Genomic DNA, 20,944 nt, shown 5'->3' with positions numbered 1-20,944 from the left:
TCACCTTCACTTTAATTTTTTCCGGGCTGCAAAGATAGCGAGTATTTTCACAAATGCAAACTACCTTCTGAGATTTGTTACAAAGAGCAATTTTAGTAATAATTTCTTAATGTCGCTTCGTAATATGTCTATTTTTACAAAAAAAAGAATCAATGCGTTATAATATATCATTTCCCAACCCTCTACAGCACTTTATAGAGGTTGAAGCTGAGATCAAAACAGAAAATAAAAAGTCCATAAGCCTATATCTTCCTATGTGGCGACCTGGGCGCTATGAAGCTACTAATTATGCTAAAAACATTAAAAACTTCGAAATTATTGATGGTCATGGAAATGCTGTTTCGTATGTAAAGACATCTCATAGCACCTGGGAAGTAGCTACTGAAGGACTTGGAGAGATACAGGTTCGCTATAAGTACTGGGCTTATAAAATGGATGCTGGTAATAGCTACTTTGATGAAGATCTTATCTATATCAATTTTGTAAATTGCCTTATTTACACTAAAGATTCGATAAATGATTCTTGTGAAGTGGCTCTTGATTTACCGCATTCGTATGAAATTGCCTGTGGCCTGGAGCAAAAAGACAATATTTTAATAGCAAAAGATTACTACGAATTAGTAGACAGCCCTATGATAGCCTCTGCTAATTTGGAACATTATACTTACACAATAGGTAGTACAGCTTTTCATATCTGGATCAGCGGACAACATAATCTTGATACCGCTACCCTACAGGATCACTTTTATAAATTCAGTGAAAAGCAAATTGAAATTATGGGTGAATTCCCCGAACCCACCTATCACTTTCTACTGCACCTACTACCTTATAAATTTTACCATGGGGTAGAACACCATGATTCTACGGTAATATCAATAGGGCCTGGCGTTACTGAAGACAAAGAAGAGCTTTATAATCAATTGCTAGGAGTAAGCTCGCACGAACTATTTCATGCGTGGAATATTATAAAAATAAGACCTAAAGAGCTTCAACCTTATGACTTTAATAAAGAAGTAACATTCCCTACAGGCTATGTGGCTGAAGGGTTTACCACTTATTACGGAGATCTGTTTTTAGCTAAAAGTGGTGTATTCTCAAGAGACAGTTATTTCAATGAATTGAACTTACTTTTCAAAAGACATTTTACAAATTTTGGCAGGCTAAGTTACTCTGTAGTAGATTCTTCTATTGACTTATGGATAGATGGATATGCACTTAATTTTCCCGATAGAAAAAGTTCGATATATGTAGAAGGCGCTATGGTAGCCCTATGCCTTGACCTGATGCTGAGAAGAAAATCTGACAACAAGTATTCGCTTGATGATATTATGGTGATGCTTTGGAAGCAGCATGGAAAAACGGCTATTGGCTACACCTCAAAAGATATTCAAAATTTATGTGAGGAATTATATGGAGAGAGTTTAGATGAATTCTTCAAAACGCATGTGCACGGAACCGCGCCCAAGGAAAAACTGATTAATGAACTTCTACAACACGTAGGCTGTGAATTGACCATTTCAGATGCCAAAAATCCTTTTGAAAGATTTTTCGGGTTAAAAATATCTACTAACCCAACGGTGCCGAATGCTAACCCGAAAATAGTTCATATTGCTCCAGGATCAATTGGAGAGAAATATTTCTCTCTAAATGATGAAATTATTTCAGTAAATAATGAGCCGATGGACCTGGAAAATATTGCAAAATACGAAGCAGGAAACTATGCATTTGAAATTAGTAGAAACTTTAACAAACAGCTGAATATCAATGTCAGCAGTACTGATCAAAGTTTTTTCACGCAATATAAAATTCATGTAAAAGCTGATGCAAGTGAGGCTCAAAAAGCTGCTTTTAAAGGCTGGACTGGCGTAGAATTATTTTAGCAATAAAAAGGCCGTCTCAAAAGCAATTTTTCAAGTCGTAAAGACTAATTAACCACTTCTGAGACGGCCCATTCTTATGTATTATTTTTTATCAAGGTTTAAATATATCATCACTCACTTCAGGATTAACCTGAATCTCTGAGGCCTGAATATTTAGCTTCATAGCTCCCATAGGTTGAGTTATAGAATGCGCAAAAAACACACCCGATACTTCTTTATAATCTCCCATATCAGTAGCCACATTTACAGTACCTTGTGGTGTTTCCAGGTTTCTGGCCACTCTAATTTTAAAACCCGTTTCCACATCATAATACTCGGTAACTTTATTGCCTGAAGGATAAGTTAGCTCTACTGCATAAGCATCAATACCTTCCACTTTTTCTACTCCTGCAAGTTTAGTCTCTACTCCAAGTTCCTCATATTTCATTTCAGGAAATATGTAGCCTTCTATCATCAATTGTTCTTTTGCTGTCTCATCAATCGGCACATTATTACCCATTTGTGACACAGAAACTTCCTCTCCATTAACCACTTGTTTGCTCATAACATTACCCGCCATGCTTACTTCCAGCAACACTTTTTTAGGTTCTTTTTTAATGGATGTAATAGTGATTGATCGGCCACCCATATCAGCTCCCATTACTGTTTTTATGGACTTCACTTTATTCAAAGCTGCCTTACCACCAATGGCCTTAATATAATTATCAATTACCTTATCGGCAGTGAGACCTGCTGGCACCTGCGTTTTATCCTGCGGATCATATTCATTACCATAAATATCATAGTATTTCACAGGACCAAAGGTCTTAAGCTTATCTGCTACTTCTGAAGCTTTACCAACTACCAATATATTAGCATGATCAGGCTTGATGTATTTATCGGCCATAGCTTTTACCTCTGCCAGAGTGGTAGAAGATACATTTCTCAGGTAGTTCTGATAATAATCTTCCGGCAAATTATAGCGAGCGGTGTTCAAAGCAAAACTAGCCACAGTAGAAGGTTGCTCAAGAGAACGTGCAAAGCTACCAACAATAGAAGCCTTGGCTGCATCTAACTCGCTTTGCTCTACTTGTTCATTTCTGATCTTCTTTAACTCCTTCATGAATTCATATACAGCGCTATCTGTAACTTCATTTCTTACACTAGCTGAAGCCGAGAAACCACCAATAAGTTTATCACTAGAAATAGAAGACCTGGCTCCGTATGTAAAAGCTTTATCTTCTCTTAGGTTTTGCATGAGACGAGAAGAAAAACCACCACCCAAAATCTGATTCATCACAGATGCTTTGATCACATCTGGCTGACCTGGCTTAAGCTCTACAGGATAGGTAACAGAAATAACTGACTGTACACTGCTTGGCCTATCTACCATAGCTACCATAGTTTGATCCGGAGCCTGTGGTTGCTCATAAGAGACTTGAGGAACATCTCCCTTTTCCCAATCATTAAAATATTTCTTTACCAGTTTTTTGGCATCCTTAAATGAGATATCTCCCACTACAGCCATATAAGCCACGTTAGGTTTGAAATAAGTATTGTAATAATTCTTAATATCTTCCACCGTAACATTTTCAACCGTTTCTTCCGTAGTAAGCTCTCCATAAGGGTGGTCTTTACCATAGGTTAAAACAGCCTCCACATTAGATGCTATCTCATTAGGACTTTCTTTTCCTGCAGCTATGGCTGATAAGGTCTGCTTTCTGATTTTCTCTAACTCATCTTCAGGAAAGGCAGGGTGAAATAACACATCAGTCATCAGCTGAAGCAACTTATCTGTATGCTTAGATAATGAAGAGCCATATACACTATTAGAAGAGGCTCTTAAAGAAGCTCCTATAAAATCTACCTCCTCATCTAGCTCCGCTTTAGTGTAATTAGTAGTTCCGCTCCTTAAGAGCTGTCCCGCCATAGTTACATAGCCGGCCTTTTCTTTTTCAAGAATAGGATCATTATCGAAAATCAAAGAAAAAGTAGTTCTCGGTATTTTATGATTTTCTACCACAAATACTTTTAAGCCATTTTTCAGTTCGAATGATTTGTATTCTCCTACTTGTATTTTAGGTGCAGGACCTGCTTCAGGTGCTTTGGTTCTATCTACCTGTGCAAACAAAAATGATGAACCAAATACAAACGTAAATAGTAGTGATATATATTTTGTCAACATTTTATTTATCGGTTTTAGGTTCAGCGTTATCAGATTGTTCTTTAGCAGATTCAGGTAAGTAGTAAAGCACTACTCTATTCTGCTTGTTCAAGTACTTGTTAGCGACCTTTTTGATGTCTTCTTTGGTCACCTTCATGTATTTTTCTATTTCAGTATTAATCAGGTTGGCATCACCAAAATACACATGATAGTTAGCCAGGTTTTCTGCTATTCCGCTCACGGTACTGTTTTCTGTAACAATATCATTCTCTACCTGATTTTTGATTTTCTGAAATTCTCTGTCAGAAATAAGCTCCTTTTTTACTCTTTCGATCTCAGAATCCATCCCCTTTTCAAGCTCAGAAGCCTCCACTCCTACATTAGCCAACCCAAAAACCAGGTATAAACCAGGGTCTTCAGAGCCAAACGGAATGGCCACTACTTGTAAGGCTTTCTGCTCTTCATCTACCAACTTTTTATACATGCGAGAACTTTGGCCATCAGATAATAATGTGCTAAGCATGTTCAAAGCATAATAATCATCAGTGCCTTGCGCTGGCATATGATAGGCCTGGATAACAGCAGGCAGCTGAATTTTATCATACACAATATCTCTAACCTCTTGCTTTTGCTCAGGCTCAACAATTGTAGGTCTAGAAATTTCCTTTTCCCCTGCAGGTATACCTGCAAAATACTGCTCTATCCATTCCTTTGTCTGGTCGATATCTAAATCACCAGCAATAGAAAGGGTCGCATTTTCCGGAACATAAAAGGTTTTATAGAAATCTCTAAACTCATCTATAGTGGCTGCATTTAAATGATCTAATGAGCCAATGGTGGTCCAGCGATAAGGGTGTATTTTATAAGCTCTCTTGCTGATTTCTGCCAAAATAGATCCATAAGGCTTATTATCGATGCGTTGTCTTTTTTCTTCTTTCACCACTTCTCTTTGCGTTTCCACTCCTACTTCATCAATTTTAGAGTGCATTAAACGCTCAGACTCTAGCCACAGTCCTAACTTCAACTCATTAGAAGGCAATACCTCATAATAAAATGTTCTATCATTAGAAGTGTTGGCATTGTTGGTTCCTCCGGCATTGGTAATGTACTTATCAAACTCTCCTCGAGCAACATTTTCTGATCCTTCAAACAAAAGGTGCTCGAAAAAATGAGCAAATCCTGTTCTGGTAGAATCTTCATTTTTTGAACCCACATGATACATCATAGTTACAGCTACAATAGGAGTGCTATGATCCTGATGCAGTATTACATGCAGTCCATTATCCAAGTCATATTCGGTAAATTCAATTTTGTTCTCTTGTGCATATGCCCCTAAGCTAAGGGACAGACCTACAAGAAAAACCATTATCGTTTTTCTCATACTGTTTAGGTGGTTATGTTAGTCGTTTTTTTTAGTTTTCAAAAAGATGAGAAAGGATTTCTTTAGCTTCATGCCACTCCAATCTTGGTCCGAAGCGAGATACAATTTTTGAAGAAGCCAAACTAGCAAGCTTTCCTGCCTCAGCATAGCTATGACCATTGGTAATGCCATAAAGAAATGCTCCTGCAAACATATCTCCGGCTCCATTAGTATCTACAGCTTTTACCTCATAAGGCTCTATATCAATGAAAGTATCACCATCAAAAATGGTAGCACCATTCTCACCCATAGTTATAGCGAATTTTTTAGCCACTTTCTTAAGCTCCTCTCTCGCTTTATTCAAAGTATCCTTTCCTGTGAAAAGCATAGCCTCCTCTTCATTACAGAAAAGCAGATCTACACTAGCTCCTACTACCTGCTCCATAGGTTCTTTAAAATACTTAACCATGCTAGGGTCAGAAAAAGTAAGCGCCACTTTTGTGCCTGACTCTTCGGCTACTTTCTTAGCATATTTCATGGCTTCCTGTCCATTTTCAGAAGTAATAAGGTAGCCTTCTATATATAAGTAAGTAGAGTCTTGAATTTTACTTTCATCTATCTGATCTTTAGAAAAAGTAGCTGTGATACCCAGGTAAGTATTCATAGTTCGGTTAGCATCAGGAGTGGTCATTACCAAACATTTACCAGTAATCCCTTCTTCTCTGTTTTTTTCCTGAAGGTTAGTGTCTACGCCATTATCTTTAAGGTCTTTCAAATAGAAATCACCCATTTCGTCATTAGACACTTTGCAATTGTAAAAACAATTACCTCCAAACTGGCTGGCTGCTATAATAGTATTGGCTGCAGAACCTCCGCATTTCTTATCAGCATTAGGTAAATTAATAGCATTCATTAACTCAAACTGACGTTCTTCATCCACCAGGGTCATAAGCCCTTTTTCCACGTTATACTTTTCTAGAAATTGGTCATTTACTTCAGTAACAATATCTACCAAAGCATTACCCATTCCGTAAATGTCATATTTCTTTTTCATAAATTCCTATTTAATAAAACCTTGCTAATTTAATCTTTTATAATGTTATTCAAAATTTACTAGAACAGCCACACAGTTTATTATTGGATTTCGAAAACCAATATCTGTTCGCTGAAAATATTTTTTTATATTAATGTTTATATGGCTCTCAAAAGTGCTAAATACGCTATTACTATCTATATTCTGTTTACCGTTTGTAAAATTGGGTATCCTCAGCTTTACGTACCTAAAGCCTATCATGAAAAAGATGGTTTGCCATCTAATATTGTAGCAGGTATAGGTCAGGATGCTGAAGGTTTATTATGGTTTCTTACTGATCAGGGGCTATGTAGTTATGATGGCATTAGCTGGAAAAAGGACACCAGCCAAACTCCTCCAAAAGGATGGCATAATCACCTCCTTAGCTTTAAGGACAAAACTTTGCTTGCGGCGGGTTTTGACCAACAACAGTTTAAAATACTCTATTATGATAACCAGCAATGGATAGACATACCCTTTAACCCCACAAATGGCTATACTCAATACTTTAAAACTGCAGTAGCTCAAGGAGATGGCTTTAAAAAATTCGCCTTCAATACTCTTAACTACATTTATGAGTATGATTTTTACACCTCTAAGTGGGACAGCCTTAAACTCCCTGAAGAAAAACATCCTGACATCCCTCATATCAGGTCTTTGAGATACATTAATGATACTTTATACCTCACTACAGCACAACAAATCTACGTGCGCCAACCGGGAGCAAAAAAGCTAGGTGTGTTAAAAACTAATGATGATAAGGGCTATATACACATATATTCTATAGATAACGGAAAGAATAAATTTATAATTGGTAACGGATGGATTAAAAGGATTTATAACCATAAAACAGAACTCATAGCCAACATTCCGGATAAGACCTTAAGTGAAAGCTCCTATATAACTGATGATGGTGAATACAATATCTATTTTACTTCTTCAGAATGGTTTTACCGCTTTAACACACAAACGCATGAGCTCTTTCAGTTTAAAATACAAGACCATAATGCTGCTGCCCTCCGTTCACGATTGTTTATAGATGAGGAAAAGAACTTTTGGGTCATAACATATCGTGGAGCATACAAGGTAAACAGTTTTAGATTTACCAGTTATAATAAATCTTCAGGATTATTAGAAAATGAAGGCACCGCTATATTGGAACTCAAGCCCGGCGTAATGTTTATCGGGAGCTCAGAAGGCTACAGTATTATTAACAAAGCAGATAAATCCATTCGCCCGTATGACTTAGGCACTATGCTTATGCAAAAGCATATTCAAAGAATATTTGATATTGAAAAGTCTCCTACAGGCACATACATAGCTGGTGGAATCTTAGGTTTTGGGATTTTACAAGAAGACTTTAACGTAAAGTGGCATCAATTCCCCGAATTAGACAGGGTTGAGACTATTCATATTTCCGACTCAAATATCTACTTAAGCAACCATAACCATATATATAAAAAAACAGGCTCCTCCTTACAAAAAGCTGGAGATATATATGCTTACACTCGCCAAATTACTGAGTTACCGGACGGCCGCCTATGTGCAGTTACTAATGCTGGCCTCACTATTTTTGAACACGGAACTAGCAAGACAATACTTTATAAACATGAAGCTTCCTCTAACTTTTATGTGCTTAAAAATATTAACGGTCATACCTATATCGGTTCTCACATAGGCCTTTTAGAACTTAAAAACGACAGTATTTTTCATGCTCCGCTTCATAACTACAACATTACCCAACCCATTTATGACATGCTTAAAACACGAGATGGAAAAATATGGCTGGGCACGGCCAATGGCGTTTACATAATTGATGAAGGCCGCATGAAACATTATACCCAAGATGATGGCCTTATTGGTAATGAAGTAAATAGAAACTCCTTTTATGAAGATAGTCATGGCCGAATCTGGATTGGCACCAGCGAAGGTGTTTCTTATTATGACCCTGAAATGGATAGTGAAATTCCTAATCCTGAAAAAGTAGACATACTGTATATAAAAAATAAAAATGAAGTAATTTCTGAAGAGGAGCTATCAGACCTCAGTCATCAGAAAAATGACCTTGAATTTTTCTTCAGAACCATTTCATTTACTGATGAGCAAAAAACTAACTACCGACTTCGGTTAATTGGCCTTGAGAAGGAATGGCGATATATTAATAATCATCAGCAAAACTCCATTTTGTACACTTCTTTACCTTACGGGAAAGACTATCAGCTAGAAATACAAGCTAGCATAGGCAATGGCCCCTGGAGCCCCTCCACACTTAGCTCATCTATTTCTATTGATAAACCCTTTTACATTACCTGGTGGTTTATCATTGGTTGCGTATTATTTGCCATTATGCTGGGGTATATGATTAATTACTACATCAATCAAATAGAGTTAAATACCATTTTAAAAAAGACTGTAGAAGAAAAAACCGCTCAAATCACCGCCTCCCAAAAAGAACTTAAAAATCAGAATAACCAGCTATTGGAAGAAATAGAGGTCAGGAAAATAGCTGAAACTGAAAGATCAAAACTTATTCATGAGCTCACCAAGATTAACAAAGAGCTAGACTGGTTTATCTACAGTGCGTCTCATGATCTTACTGCACCCATAAAAAGTATGCGAGGCCTATTAAATATAATGCTAATTGAAGAACAAAAAGAGCTCTACGACAGATACCTGCCTCTATTACAGAAAAGCTTATCGCAATTAGAAACCTTCACCAAAGAGCTCATTGACTTCTCCAGAAATGCCCGCGCCGAGGTGAGTAGAGATCCTATTCAATTTAAAAAACTTATTAGTGTAGTCATTGAGAACTTCCGTTTCTTAGACAACTTCGAACATATTTCCATCTCCATTGAAACAGGCAAAGAAGCTGACCAATTCATTACTGATTCTCTTCGTTTGAGGGTTATTCTTACCAATATTCTTTCTAATGCTGTCAATTACCATGATTTAGAAAAGTCAGAACCCTTCATAAAAATTTCTTCCTATAGAGATAATGGCAGCATTTTCATTAAAGTAAATGATAACGGACAAGGCATAAACTCCGCTATGCAGCCTAATATTTTCAATATGTTTTACAGGGCAAACGAAAACTCCAAAGGCTCAGGGCTTGGGCTTTATATTGTAAAAGAGGCCGTTGATAAAATAGGCGGAAAAATCAGCCTAGCCAGTGATCTTGGAATAGGCACTACCGTTACTTTAGAAATCCCTCAAACAGAATGATTCTTTTAATGTGAATCCGGTTGCTTTAGCTCTACAGTAAGTCCCATGGCTTTAGCTTTATTCGGATAATCGGTAATAATGCCATCTACTTTCCACTTGAGCAATTTTTTGAAATCAGCCTCCTCATTTACCGTCCAGGGAATAACCTGTATACCTAGTCTATGCAGCTCTCGCACTCTGGCATCAGTCAACAAATTAAAATCGGGGCTATAAATATGAGGCTTAAAGCCCAGGTTAGCCAAATTAGTAGTGATAGACCGATCATTTTCAACCAAAGCCGCTAATTTCACCTTGGGGTAATGCTCATGCCAGTATTGTAACACCCTAAAATCAAAAGATTGAATAATGACTCGCTCCCACGGCAAATATTGATCTATCAGATTATATACTAATTTAGAAAACTCCTCGGGCTCTGGGTGTAACTCATTATCTCCCTGAGCATCACTTTTTATCTCAATATTATAGTTCACTTCATATTGAGTATAGCTCTTAATATGCTTCTCGGCTTCCTTAATTACATCACTTAGCAACGGCTTATTAATCTCCATTTTTTGCTGCTCTGGAAAACGAGTATTATTCAGGCTACCGCAATCAAACTGCTTCACCTCATCATAATTCATTTTATAAATAACGAACTGATGTTCATCCTTGATCTTGCTATTATCCACATTTACGCAGATTCCCGGAGAAATCCACGGATCATGAGACACCACTACTTTTTTATCTTTAGTAATTACCACATCCATTTCCAGAGTGGTAACTCCCTGATCTAAAGCATACATAAAAGCCGGAATGGTATTTTCAGGCATCATGCCGCGTGCACCCCTATGCCCTTGTATATCTGTTTTTTGTGCATTCATTGACATTGATATCAATAAAAAGAAAGCCGTTATTATTTGTTTCATCCTAGTAAGGTTTGATGTACTATAGCCATCCTAAATGTACAACTAAACCAGCTTTATTCTAAAATACTGGTTTTAAAAAGCCATTCTTCTTTTTAAACAATCTATATTCAAACGTTATTATTTGAATACGATTTTTTTATTCTAATATTTTTTAACGGCTTTATCAATTTTTATAAAAATGAAGATATACGCTATTAGTGGCTTAGGAGCTGATGAGCGGGCATTTTATAAACTCCAACTAAAACACCCCATAATTCACCTCCCTTGGAAAACACCCGTTCCCGGTGAAACTTTAAGATCATACGCTCAGCGTTTTTTGAAAGATATTGATGATTCTAAACCCTTCGGCCTGATGGGTTTATCATTTGGAGGTATGGTAGTGGTTGAAATCGCGAAAATCAAGACCCCACAAAAGACCATCATTATCTCCTCTGTTCCTACCAGAAAAGAACTGCCGCCAGACTTCAGGGCCATAGGTAGCCTGGGCATAGTCCGCATAATACCCGCAAAATGGCTCATTCCACCTAAAATAATATGTCATTGGCTTTTTGGTGTTAAAACAAAGGAAGACAAGGAATTGCTCAATGCAATTATTGAAGATACGGATCCTGATTTTTTCAAATGGGCCATACAGGAAATCCTGATGTGGAATAATACTGAAAATATTCCGCTACTGGCATTACATGGCACTAAAGATCGATTAATACCCTGCCATAGAGAAGCCTTAAGAATTAGAAATGGTTCTCATTTTATGGTAGTTTCTCATGCAGAGTCTATTTCCACCATTATCAACCATTACCTGGCATAATTAAAAAAGCCTCGGGAAACCACCCCGAGGCTCTTCAAACCTGAAACTAACCTTCCTGACATGTGCACCCTACATCGACATTATCCTAACCTTGCAAAAAATTCATGTCAGTTAGCTTCTTAAAACCAATATACTTATCTGATATACGAACCCTCCTGATAGTCTGGATTTTAAAGAGTGAAAATTATTTGATCATCAGGCAAGAATTCATGCTTAATTAAATTAATCTATAGTTTAAATACCCTTAACATTAATTAATTGTTAAGCTTAATAAGAAAGTGTAATAAACCGCTCATTTTCTTGTTAATTAGCTTCGAATCAAAACAAACCTGAGAGCGTGCAACAAGTCTATCTAATCCTAATTATTTTACTCTTTGCCCTGGCCATTACGGACCTTATAGTGGGAGTCAGCAATGATGCTGTTAACTTCCTTAACTCCGCCATCGGTTCTAAAGTAGCGCCACGACATGTGATATTAATAGTGGCCAGCATAGGTATTATTCTAGGAGCTACCTTTTCATCAGGCATTATGGAGGTGGCCAGAAAAGGCATTTTCTTCCCTGATCACTTCTACTTTGCTGATGTAATGGTAATATTTCTGGCAGTAATGCTTACTGACATTATTCTGTTGGATCTTTTCAACACCTTTGCCATGCCTACCTCTACTACAGTTTCTATTGTGTTTGAGCTACTGGGCGCCTCCTTTGCTGTAGCCCTGATGAAAACCCTGCAAGATGATTCCGGACTGAGTATCATGCACCAGTACATAAATTTTGACAATGCACTTACCATAGTCTCCAGCATATTTATTTCTGTGGCTGTTTCCTTTACGGTGGGCATGATAGTACAGTACTTTAGCCGTGTACTTTTTACCTTCCAATATGAAAAAAGAATGAAAACGGTTGGCGTAATCTGGGCAGGCATTGCCCTTACCGCCATCAGTTACTTCTTAATTATAAAAGGTGTAAAAGGCAGCTCATTTATCTCTGATGACAAAATAGAATGGTTTGAACGTAATAGTCTTGAAATAAGCATCTTCTCCTTTTTAGCATGGTCAGTAATCTTCTTTATACTGAGAGAAGTCTTCAAAACCAATATTTTAAAAATAGTAGTGCTTTTCGGCACATTTGCTTTAGCCATGGCCTTTGCAGGTAATGACCTGGTGAACTTTATAGGAGTGCCCATTGCAGGTTTAGAATCATTTAAAGAATGGAGTGCTTCCGGCTTAGATCCTCATGAGATGTTCATGACTTCGCTGAGCAAGCCCGTAAAAACCAACACCTATCTTCTATTGGCTGCTGGTATAATTATGGTACTCACCTTATGGTTATCTAAAAAGGCCAAATCAGTAACAGAAACTGAAGTAAACCTGGGAAGACAGGATGCTGGCAGCGAGCGGTTCAAGGCCAATGCAGTCTCAAGAGGAATAGTGCAAGGTGCCAGAGGAATAGGTAAAGGTCTTACAGCTGTGGTGCCTAAAAGTGTACTTTCTCAATTAGAAGAGAATTTTGACAACGAAGTAACCTTAAACACTGATGATGCACCTGCATTTGACCTGGTGAGAGCATCTGTGAATCTTACGGTAGCCAGTATATTAATAGCTTTTGCCACTTCGCTCAAGCTTCCTTTATCTACCACATATGTTTCTTTTATGGTAGCCATGGGCTCGTCACTTTCTGATAGAGCCTGGGGAAGAGACAGTGCCGTTTACAGGGTTTCAGGGGTAATTAATGTTATTTTGGGCTGGTTAGGCACCGCTGTAATTGCCTTTTTAATATCCAGCATTTTTGCCTTCTTAATTTTCAAAGTAGGTCTTTCTATGGTGGCAGTAATACTAGTAATAGCGGTAATTACCATCTACAGAAGCTTTACCTATCATAAAGAAAAGGAAAGGAAAAAAACTTTGGCTGAAAAGCTTTTGGCTCAAACTTCACTAATACCCGTGAATAAAGCACTCATTGAAGCCAATAACCGAACCAGAGAAAACCTGAGTATGGTTACAGAATTGTATAAAGAATCTTTAGGCGGCCTTTTTATTGAGAAGAAAAAGCCTTTGAAGAAATCTCGTAAAACACTCAATGATCTGATTGATAGAAACGAGAAGTTCAAGGCCAACTTAATTAAGTTTATCAACCGCATGGATGAAAACGAAGGCAATACCAGTAAAACTTATTTAAATATTTATGACCTGGAGCAGGACTTCACCCATTCTATTAAATTTATAATTGAGGAAAGTCTTAATCATGTCAAAAACATGCACTCTTCACTAACTGATAAACAGGTGGAGGGACTAAAAGAGCTGACTGATAACTTCGTAGCCTTTATGACGCAGGCAGTTGATGTACTTGAAGAGAATAGCAACAAAAAAATGAATTCTCTCATTACACTTAAAAGGGTGATTTTAGATCAGATCTTATCATTAATGGAATTCCAGATTAAAGAAGTGAGGAAAAAAGGTCAGAGTAAGAGAACTTCCACCTTATTCTTCAACATATTACTAGAAACCAAAGAAATGGTAAATACCACCAGCCGCTTTATAAAAGTATTTAAAAAGGCAGGATTTAATGGCCATGCTAAAACTTCAGACCTATAATTAGAAAAAGTATAATTGTAATGTAGTACAGAAACGGCCGTCTCAAAATTAGTTACATGATATTAGAGAATATCAGTTTCAGTTCGTTTTGAGATGGCCTCTTTTTTAGCTTTCTACCGGCCCCATAACCTGCATAGTTTCTAGCGAAGGATTTATACTTCCCCCTTTGGGCTCCACGGTAACAGCAAAAGCTGAAGCTCCTTCAATATTTTTCATTTTAAGCAGGTGCTTTTCTCCACTATTAAATACACCAGCATCTACCGGCTTGCCATCTACAATGGCCCAAAGCTGATACTGCTTTTCCTGCTCTAGCGGATCTAATGAGCTTATGTTTAAATAAACATCCTGAGTGTTTTCATTCCAATAGACAAAAGCCTTTGATTGAGGTGCGTTATCAGTACCGTTCATGGCCACACGCCTATAACCAGCATCACTCAATATATCAAAATCACTTTCTACTTTATCAAGCTTTTGATTCACTTGATTATAATCCTGAGCTAACCTTTCATTTTGAGCTATTAAGCTAGTCAGTTCGTTTTCTGTATGCTTCCATTTATTATAATAATTGTAAGCCAGTACTAAGCTAACTGCAGCTATGGTTACGGAAGCAGCCACGGCCAGCCTCCACATGCCTAAGTGTCTGCGGGGCATTGCTCGTACTTTTTCCTCCTTTTCTTCCTCTTCCTCTATTCCTATTGCTTGTAATACAGAAGTCTTTACCTCTAGCGCTGGAGAAACCGCAGTTTCAAATGCGAGATTTTCTAATGTAAGCTCCACTTTATTGAGCTCATCTTTAATTTCCGGGTACTTTTGCACATTTTCAGAAACTTCCTGCTCCTCGGTAGAAGTTAACTCTCCGAGAGCATAGGCTTCTAAAATACCTGATGATATGTATTCTTGAATATTCACCTTACTCCTAACTCTTTTCTAAGATTTGTTAAAGCCATGCGCAGACGAGTTTTAACCGTACCCAAGGGAATGTTTTTTTCCTCAGAAACTTCAGATTGTGTGTAGCCCCTAAAATAAATGAGATCAATAACTAGTCTCTCCTCTTCCCTCAGTTTGTCTAAAAACTTTTCAACGCCTATCGTATCAATATTTTGATGAATGAGATTATCTCGTTCGATATTATATACGTTGTTACTCAGCTCATCAGTTTTCTGAACTCGTTTAATCTCTTTAGATCTGAGTTTATCAATTGCCAGGTTTCTGGTAAGGTTAAGCATCCAGGTAAACAAACGCCCTTTTTGGGCATCATATGTGGCTATCTTATCCCATATTTTCAAAAAGGCATCTTGTAACACCTCTTCCGCCACTTTTTCATCTACAACTATACGTAAAATGACCCCATAGAGCGCAGCAGAATAGTTTTCGTACAGATACTTCATGGCCGCTTTGTCCTTATTCTTTAAAAGAGCAGCCAGCTCTGCCTGATCAATATGGCCTTGTAGTGTTGTAGACATGAGATTCTACAGCAAATAAATCAATAAAAACAAAAGCACCAACGCTAATTGGTGCTTTTGTTAAAATTTTTGAAGAAAAAATCTAATGATTAGATATGTATCACTTCATCATATGCCGCAGCTGCAGCTTCCATTACCGCCTCAGACATAGTAGGGTGAGGGTGTACGGCTTTAATAATTTCATGACCGGTAGTTTCCAGTTTTCTTGCTGTTACTATTTCAGCAATCATTTCAGTAACGTTATTACCAATCATATGAGCTCCTAGTAATTCACCATATTTAGCATCAAAGATAAGTTTTACAAAACCTTCTTTAGCTCCGGCAGCACTAGCTTTACCAGAAGCAGAGAATGGGAATTTACCTACTTTAATATCATATCCGGCTTCTTTAGCTTTAGCTTCAGTAAATCCTACTGATGCTACTTCAGGAGTACAGTAAGTACAACCAGGTATGTTAGTGTAATCTAATGGCTGAGGAGTTTCACCAGCTATTTTCTCTACACAGATGATACCTTCTGCAGAAGCTACGTGAGCCAAAGCAGGACCATGTACTATATCTCCGATAGCATAAATACCTGGGATGTTAGTTTTATAGTAGTCATCTACTAATACTTTACCTTTATCTGTAGCTACACCTACATCTTCAAGGCCGATACCTTCAAGGTTTGTAGAGATACCTACTGCAGAAAGTACTACATCACACTCTATAACTTCTTCACCTTTTTGAGTCTTAACTGTAGCTTTGCAGCCTTTACCTTTAGTATCTACATTAGTTACTTCGGCATTTGTTAAAATATTGATACCTGCTTTTTTGAAGCTTCTTTCTAATGTTTTAGAAACTTCTTCATCTTCTACAGGCACTATTCTAGGTAAGTACTCTACTATGGTAACTTCTACACCAATAGCATTATAGAAGTAAGCAAACTCAACGCCGATGGCTCCTGAGCCTACTACTACCATTTTCTTAGGTAATTTATCTAATACTAAGGCTTTTCTATATCCTATAATTTTCTCATTATCGATAGGCAGGTTAGGCAACTCACGAGATCTACCACCTGTAGCTACAATAATATGATCTGCACTGTAAGTTTCTACTGTTCCATCTTCACCGGTAACTTCAATTTTTTTACCAGGAACAAGCTTACCAAATCCCATAATGGCATCGATCTTATTTTTCTTAAATAAGAACTGGATACCTTTACTCATACCTTCAGCTACACCACGGCTTCTTTTCACCATAGCGTTAAGGTCTGCTTTGGCATCTTTTATTGTAATACCGTAATCTTCAGAATGAGATATATATTCAAAAACATTAGCACTCTTTAATAGGGCTTTAGTAGGAATACACCCCCAGTTGAGACAAATGCCTCCTAGAGATTCCTTTTCTATAACACCTACTTTTAGGCCTAACTGAGAAGCTCTAATAGCCGCTACGTAACCACCAGGGCCACTACCTAAAACCAAAAGATCATATTTTTTTGACATAAGCTGTATATTTTATCTTGTATTTCTAGTCCGTTCGTAGGAGTGCAAATTTAATCGAAAAGGCTTTAGAAAAAAATTACCTGTGTCAGTGTGACAAGGATCATGAAAAAAAAAGTGTTGAAACACGGGCTTTACCCGTCAATTTGTAGAATAATCCAACAACAACTGAGTTTTAGCTAATACTGAAAAATCGTAAATACACTGATTAACAAATAGTTACGATAAAACATGATTTTTGGCATAGTTCTATCATATACATAGTCAAAAGAATATATTAAACTTTAAATACGAACAACCATGAAATTTCATAAAATAATGATAGGAGCCTTAGCCATTGTATTTTCTGCAGCAGTTAGTACCAATGCTACCACCATAAAAACCAACAACGATGCCGTAGTAGTGAAGGTAGATCCCAAGAAAACAGAAATTAGTGCTACAGAGCTTCCCATTGGAGTGAAAAAAGCTATTGTAGATGGCGAATTTTCTAAGTGGAGCATTGCCAAGGCTTATAAAATCACTTATGATGAATCTACTCCTACCACTGAAGACCAGGTAGAGTATGAAGTTCATTTTCAAAATAAAGAAAATGAGAAAGAAATAGAAGTTTATACCAATGACGGTGACGTTATAGAAGAGTAAACTTCAGAACTATACACTTGTAACTTTAGCACTTTTACAAAAAAAGCAGGTAGTCGTTAGATTGCCTGCTTTTGTTTTTACTAGTCACAAATGGATGGTGCTGAATTTCGTCCGCAGGTCTCATCAGATTTGATCACCTGATGTATTTGCCTGAATTCTCCATTGATTACATCATTCTGAATAAAATCCAGAATAAGGTGGTTATACTGCTTCATGGGTATGCTATGCCAGCCATGATTTCCATTACAACCCGTCACCATGTAATACGGCTGATCTAGTGATTGTAATTTATCTGCAATGCTTCTGCCTCCGAATAGCGTAAGGTAGCCAGGCTCACCTAGTTTACAATAATGGTGTGCAGCAGTACCATATGGCACGGCATCATCACAAGTACCATGGAAAATTTGTGTAGGAATAGCTGATTCTTTTGTGATATCATCGAGCTGCGATACTGCTCCTGCCATGCTTATGACTCCGGCATAATGAAAATCTTCTGGCAATGGCGAATAATTAGCCTTGATGTATGCCGCATGTAAAATAGCTTCGGCACCAGCGCTACTTCCTGCCAAAATGATCTTGTCAGGATCTATATTAAATTTATCTTTATTTTTAACCATACTGGCAGCAGCCATAGCCACTTCTTCTCCTGCTTGATTAAATACTTTGATCTTTTCCGCTGCTGAGATATCACAACCGAAGCCTTTTCCCTTCATTAGTAGGGTATATGACATGCTCACCACTACTAAGCCATGTTTGGCCATCTGCTCAGCATATTCTTTTATCCAAGCCTCATCCCTGGCTCCACCAGAAAAACCTCCTCCATGTACATATAAAAAAACAGGTCTATCCTTTCTTTTATCACCTTCAGGCTCGTACACATCCATTTTAAGGGCGTTAGAAGTTCCCTCATGGGCATAGGTAACGGTAGAAACCGTAGTTTCCTCAAAATTAAGCTTCTCGTAATTAAACGATTGAGCCTTTGCGCCTATAACTAGTATAGACGCAAAGGCCAAAATTAATAGTCTTCTCATATTAGATTAAAGAAGGATTAATGGATTATGTTTAATCCTATTACTCGCTTTTTTCCTGCAAAGTAAATTCAGCTTCTTTCACTTCCTGAGAACTGGTACCTACAAAAACTTTGAATGCACCAGGCTCAGCAGCAAAAGTTAAATCCTGGTTATAAAAAGCAAGATCATCTTTATCTATTGTGAAGGTAACAGTTTCTGATTTACCGGGCTCCAAAGTAATCTTCTTAAAGCCTTTCAGCTCTTTTACTGGTCTGGTAATACTGCCAACCATATCTCTTATGTAAAGCTGAGCCACTTCAGCACCCTTATATTCTCCTGTATTAGTAATGTTTACTGAAACAGTCAATTCATCATCCATACCAATAGAAGTACTACTCTGCTGAATGTCACTATATTCAAAAGTGGTATAGCTTAAGCCATAACCGAAAGGATATAAAGGATCATTAGAAACATCAAGATAGTTAGATCTGAATTTCTGGAACCATGCTCCTTCTGCTAATGGTCTACCTGTGTTTTTATGATTATAATATAATGGCACCTGACCAACATTTTGAGGGAAAGTAGCAGTAAGCTTACCTGAAGGATTCACATCTCCAAATAAAACATCGGCGATAGCATTACCCGCTTCAGTTCCTGCAAACCACACATTAAGAATAGAAGGAACATTTTCTTGCTCCCATTTCATAGCTAATGGTCTACCAGTAAACAACACCATAACTACAGGCTTTCCTGTTTTTAATAATGCTTTCATCAAATCTCTTTGACTTTGAGGTACTTCAATGTTTGATCTACTGGCGCTTTCTCCACTCATCTCAGCAGACTCACCCATAGCAGCCACAATAACGTCAGCATTTTTAGCGGCATTTACTGCTTCTCTTATCATTACATCAGCAGGGCGCTCATCTCTATAAGTAGGTTTACCGAACACACTCACTCTGCTTTCTAGTAAAGAATCTGCAGTAATATTAGCTCCTCTGGCGTACACTACATTTTGCTTTCCTACTGCAGCCTCTAAACCATCTCTTAAAGAAACTGATTTTTCAAAATCTCCTGCTACACTCCAGGTACCAGCCATATTTTCTCTATTATCAGCCATTGGACCAATTAGGGCTACTTTAGCCTCCTTTTTTAAAGGCAGAATGTCTCCTTCGTTTTTAAGCAACACAAAAGTTTCTGCTGCCAACTCTCTGGCTTTTTTTCTATGATCAGCAGTGAAGATTTCATTCTTAGCTCTCTCTTCGCTACAATATTTATAAGGATCATCAAAAAGGCCTAATTTATATTTTGCCTCTAATATTCTTCTACAAGCTTCATCAATCATAGTCTGAGAGATTTTACCTTCATCTAAAGAAGCTTTCAAAGTAGTAAGGAAACCTTCTCCTACCATGTCCATGTCCACTCCTGCTTCTAATGATCTTGCAGATACGGTTTTCAAATCACCAATACCATGGTCTATCATTTCATTAATAGCCGTGTAGTCAGTAACTACAAAACCATTAAATCCCCATTGTTCGCGTAAAAGATCATTCATTAACCACTTATTAGCACTCGCTGGCACACCCTCTACTTCGTTAAAAGAAGTCATAACACTACCTACTCCTGCTTCAACTGCCGCCTTGTAAGGCTCAAAATATTCATTGAACATTCTTATGCGGCTCATATCTACTGTATTATAATCTCTACCTGCTTCGATAGCTCCATATAAAGCAAAGTGTTTTACACAAGCCATAATAGTTTTAGGGTCGGTAAGGTCTTCACCTTGATATCCTTCTACCATCGCTTTGGCAATAGCAGCTCCAAGATAAGGGTCTTCTCCGTTACCTTCAGACACTCTACCCCAACGCGGATCTCTGGCCACATCTACCATAGGAGAGAAAGTCCAGCAGATACCATCAGCACTCGCTTCTATGGCAGCTACTCGTGCAGTTTCTTCAATAAGCTCCATATCCCAGCTACTAGATAAGCCTAATGGAATAGGAAATAAGGTTTTATAACCGTGGATAACATCCATACCAAAAATCAATGGTATTTTTAAACGGCTTTCTTCCACAGCTATTCGCTGTACTTCTTTAATTTTTTCTACCGTTTTTATATTAAAAAGGCCACCTACTTTGCCTTCCTTAATTTTAGATCCTATATCAGAACTATTGGCCAGCCCGGTAGTGATATCACCAGACGAGGGCAAGTTGAGTTGACCTAATTTTTCCTCCAAAGTCATCTCACTCATTAAAGAATCGATAAAGGCACTACCATCATTGGTACTACTTTCGGCATTTTTCTGCTTTACTTCGCAGGACATTACCGCCACCGAAATGAACAAGACGAGAAACAATCGATTTATCAT

At 37.6% G+C, this 20,944-nt stretch carries 14 protein-coding genes; 5 read left to right on the top strand and 9 right to left on the bottom strand.

Annotated elements, in window-relative coordinates; genetic code table 11:
* The first annotated feature begins 152 nt into the window (after window positions 1–152).
* Window positions 153–1,880, top strand: coding sequence for a M61 family metallopeptidase (locus tag LVD15_RS09100; protein WP_233779981.1), 1,728 nt, complete (start codon window positions 153–155; stop codon window positions 1,878–1,880).
* A gap of 91 nt (window positions 1,881–1,971) precedes the next feature.
* Here the strand turns inward: LVD15_RS09100 and LVD15_RS09095 are convergent, their stop codons facing one another.
* Genes LVD15_RS09095 through LVD15_RS09085 form a run of 3 tightly spaced genes read right to left on the bottom strand, consistent with a single transcriptional unit; the run spans window position 1,972 to window position 6,437 of the window.
* Window positions 1,972–4,044, bottom strand: a complete 2,073-nt coding sequence (locus LVD15_RS09095; RefSeq protein WP_233779980.1) for a M16 family metallopeptidase — start codon at window positions 4,042–4,044, stop codon at window positions 1,972–1,974.
* A 1-nt stretch (window position 4,045) separates the two neighbouring features.
* Window positions 4,046–5,404 (bottom strand): M16 family metallopeptidase, encoded by a 1,359-nt coding sequence (locus tag LVD15_RS09090; protein WP_233779979.1) that lies wholly within the window; start codon window positions 5,402–5,404, stop codon window positions 4,046–4,048.
* A gap of 31 nt (window positions 5,405–5,435) precedes the next feature.
* On the bottom strand, window positions 5,436–6,437 hold the full coding sequence (locus tag LVD15_RS09085; RefSeq protein ID WP_233779978.1) for an adenosine kinase: 1,002 nt from the start codon (window positions 6,435–6,437) through the stop codon (window positions 5,436–5,438).
* Between the two features lie 141 nt (window positions 6,438–6,578).
* On the opposite strand from LVD15_RS09085, the gene LVD15_RS09080 reads away from it, so the two are divergent.
* Window positions 6,579–9,677, top strand: coding sequence for a sensor histidine kinase (locus LVD15_RS09080; RefSeq protein WP_233779977.1), 3,099 nt, complete (start codon window positions 6,579–6,581; stop codon window positions 9,675–9,677).
* A 5-nt stretch (window positions 9,678–9,682) separates the two neighbouring features.
* Here LVD15_RS09080 and LVD15_RS09075 read toward each other — a convergent pair whose 3' ends face one another.
* Window positions 9,683–10,582 (bottom strand): glycerophosphodiester phosphodiesterase, encoded by a 900-nt coding sequence (locus tag LVD15_RS09075; protein ID WP_233779976.1) that lies wholly within the window; start codon window positions 10,580–10,582, stop codon window positions 9,683–9,685.
* A 178-nt stretch (window positions 10,583–10,760) separates the two neighbouring features.
* Here LVD15_RS09075 and LVD15_RS09070 point away from each other — a divergent pair, with 178 nt between their 5' ends.
* Together LVD15_RS09070 and LVD15_RS09065 are read left to right on the top strand one after the other, a co-directional pair.
* Window positions 10,761–11,390 carry an alpha/beta hydrolase gene (locus LVD15_RS09070; protein WP_233779975.1) on the top strand — a complete coding sequence of 210 codons (630 nt, stop codon included), beginning with the start codon at window positions 10,761–10,763 and terminating at the stop codon, window positions 11,388–11,390.
* Window positions 11,391–11,727: 337 nt separating this feature from the next.
* Window positions 11,728–13,983, top strand: a complete 2,256-nt coding sequence (locus LVD15_RS09065; RefSeq protein ID WP_233779974.1) for an inorganic phosphate transporter — start codon at window positions 11,728–11,730, stop codon at window positions 13,981–13,983.
* Between the two features lie 105 nt (window positions 13,984–14,088).
* Here LVD15_RS09065 and LVD15_RS09060 read toward each other — a convergent pair whose 3' ends face one another.
* From LVD15_RS09060 to lpdA, 3 genes are all read right to left on the bottom strand, one after another.
* Window positions 14,089–14,892, bottom strand: coding sequence for an anti-sigma factor (locus LVD15_RS09060; protein WP_233779973.1), 804 nt, complete (start codon window positions 14,890–14,892; stop codon window positions 14,089–14,091).
* Entirely contained in the window at window positions 14,889–15,446 is a 558-nt protein-coding gene (locus LVD15_RS09055; RefSeq protein ID WP_233779972.1) for an RNA polymerase sigma factor, read from the bottom strand. Before LVD15_RS09055 ends, LVD15_RS09060 begins: the two co-directional genes overlap by 4 nt.
* An 89-nt stretch (window positions 15,447–15,535) precedes the next feature.
* Window positions 15,536–16,930 carry a dihydrolipoyl dehydrogenase gene (gene lpdA, locus LVD15_RS09050; protein ID WP_233779971.1) on the bottom strand — a complete coding sequence of 465 codons (1,395 nt, stop codon included), beginning with the start codon at window positions 16,928–16,930 and terminating at the stop codon, window positions 15,536–15,538.
* 297 nt (window positions 16,931–17,227) lie between these two features.
* Here lpdA and LVD15_RS09045 point away from each other — a divergent pair, with 297 nt between their 5' ends.
* The gene (locus LVD15_RS09045; RefSeq protein WP_233779970.1) at window positions 17,228–17,569 is read left to right on the top strand and encodes a hypothetical protein; all 342 of its coding nucleotides are present in this window, start codon (window positions 17,228–17,230) and stop codon (window positions 17,567–17,569) included.
* A gap of 80 nt (window positions 17,570–17,649) precedes the next feature.
* On the opposite strand, the gene LVD15_RS09040 is transcribed toward LVD15_RS09045, so the two are convergent.
* Together LVD15_RS09040 and bglX are read right to left on the bottom strand one after the other, a co-directional pair.
* Window positions 17,650–18,600, bottom strand: coding sequence for an alpha/beta hydrolase (locus LVD15_RS09040; protein WP_233779969.1), 951 nt, complete (start codon window positions 18,598–18,600; stop codon window positions 17,650–17,652).
* Window positions 18,601–18,640: 40 nt separating this feature from the next.
* A complete protein-coding gene (gene bglX / locus LVD15_RS09035) occupies window positions 18,641–20,944 on the bottom strand; it encodes a beta-glucosidase BglX (RefSeq protein ID WP_255763389.1) in 2,304 nt (767 codons plus the stop codon).

The organism is Fulvivirga maritima, assembly GCF_021389955.1.
Classification (GTDB): domain Bacteria; phylum Bacteroidota; class Bacteroidia; order Cytophagales; family Cyclobacteriaceae; genus Fulvivirga; species Fulvivirga maritima.
This window is presented reverse-complemented; position numbering and strand designations above follow the sequence as displayed.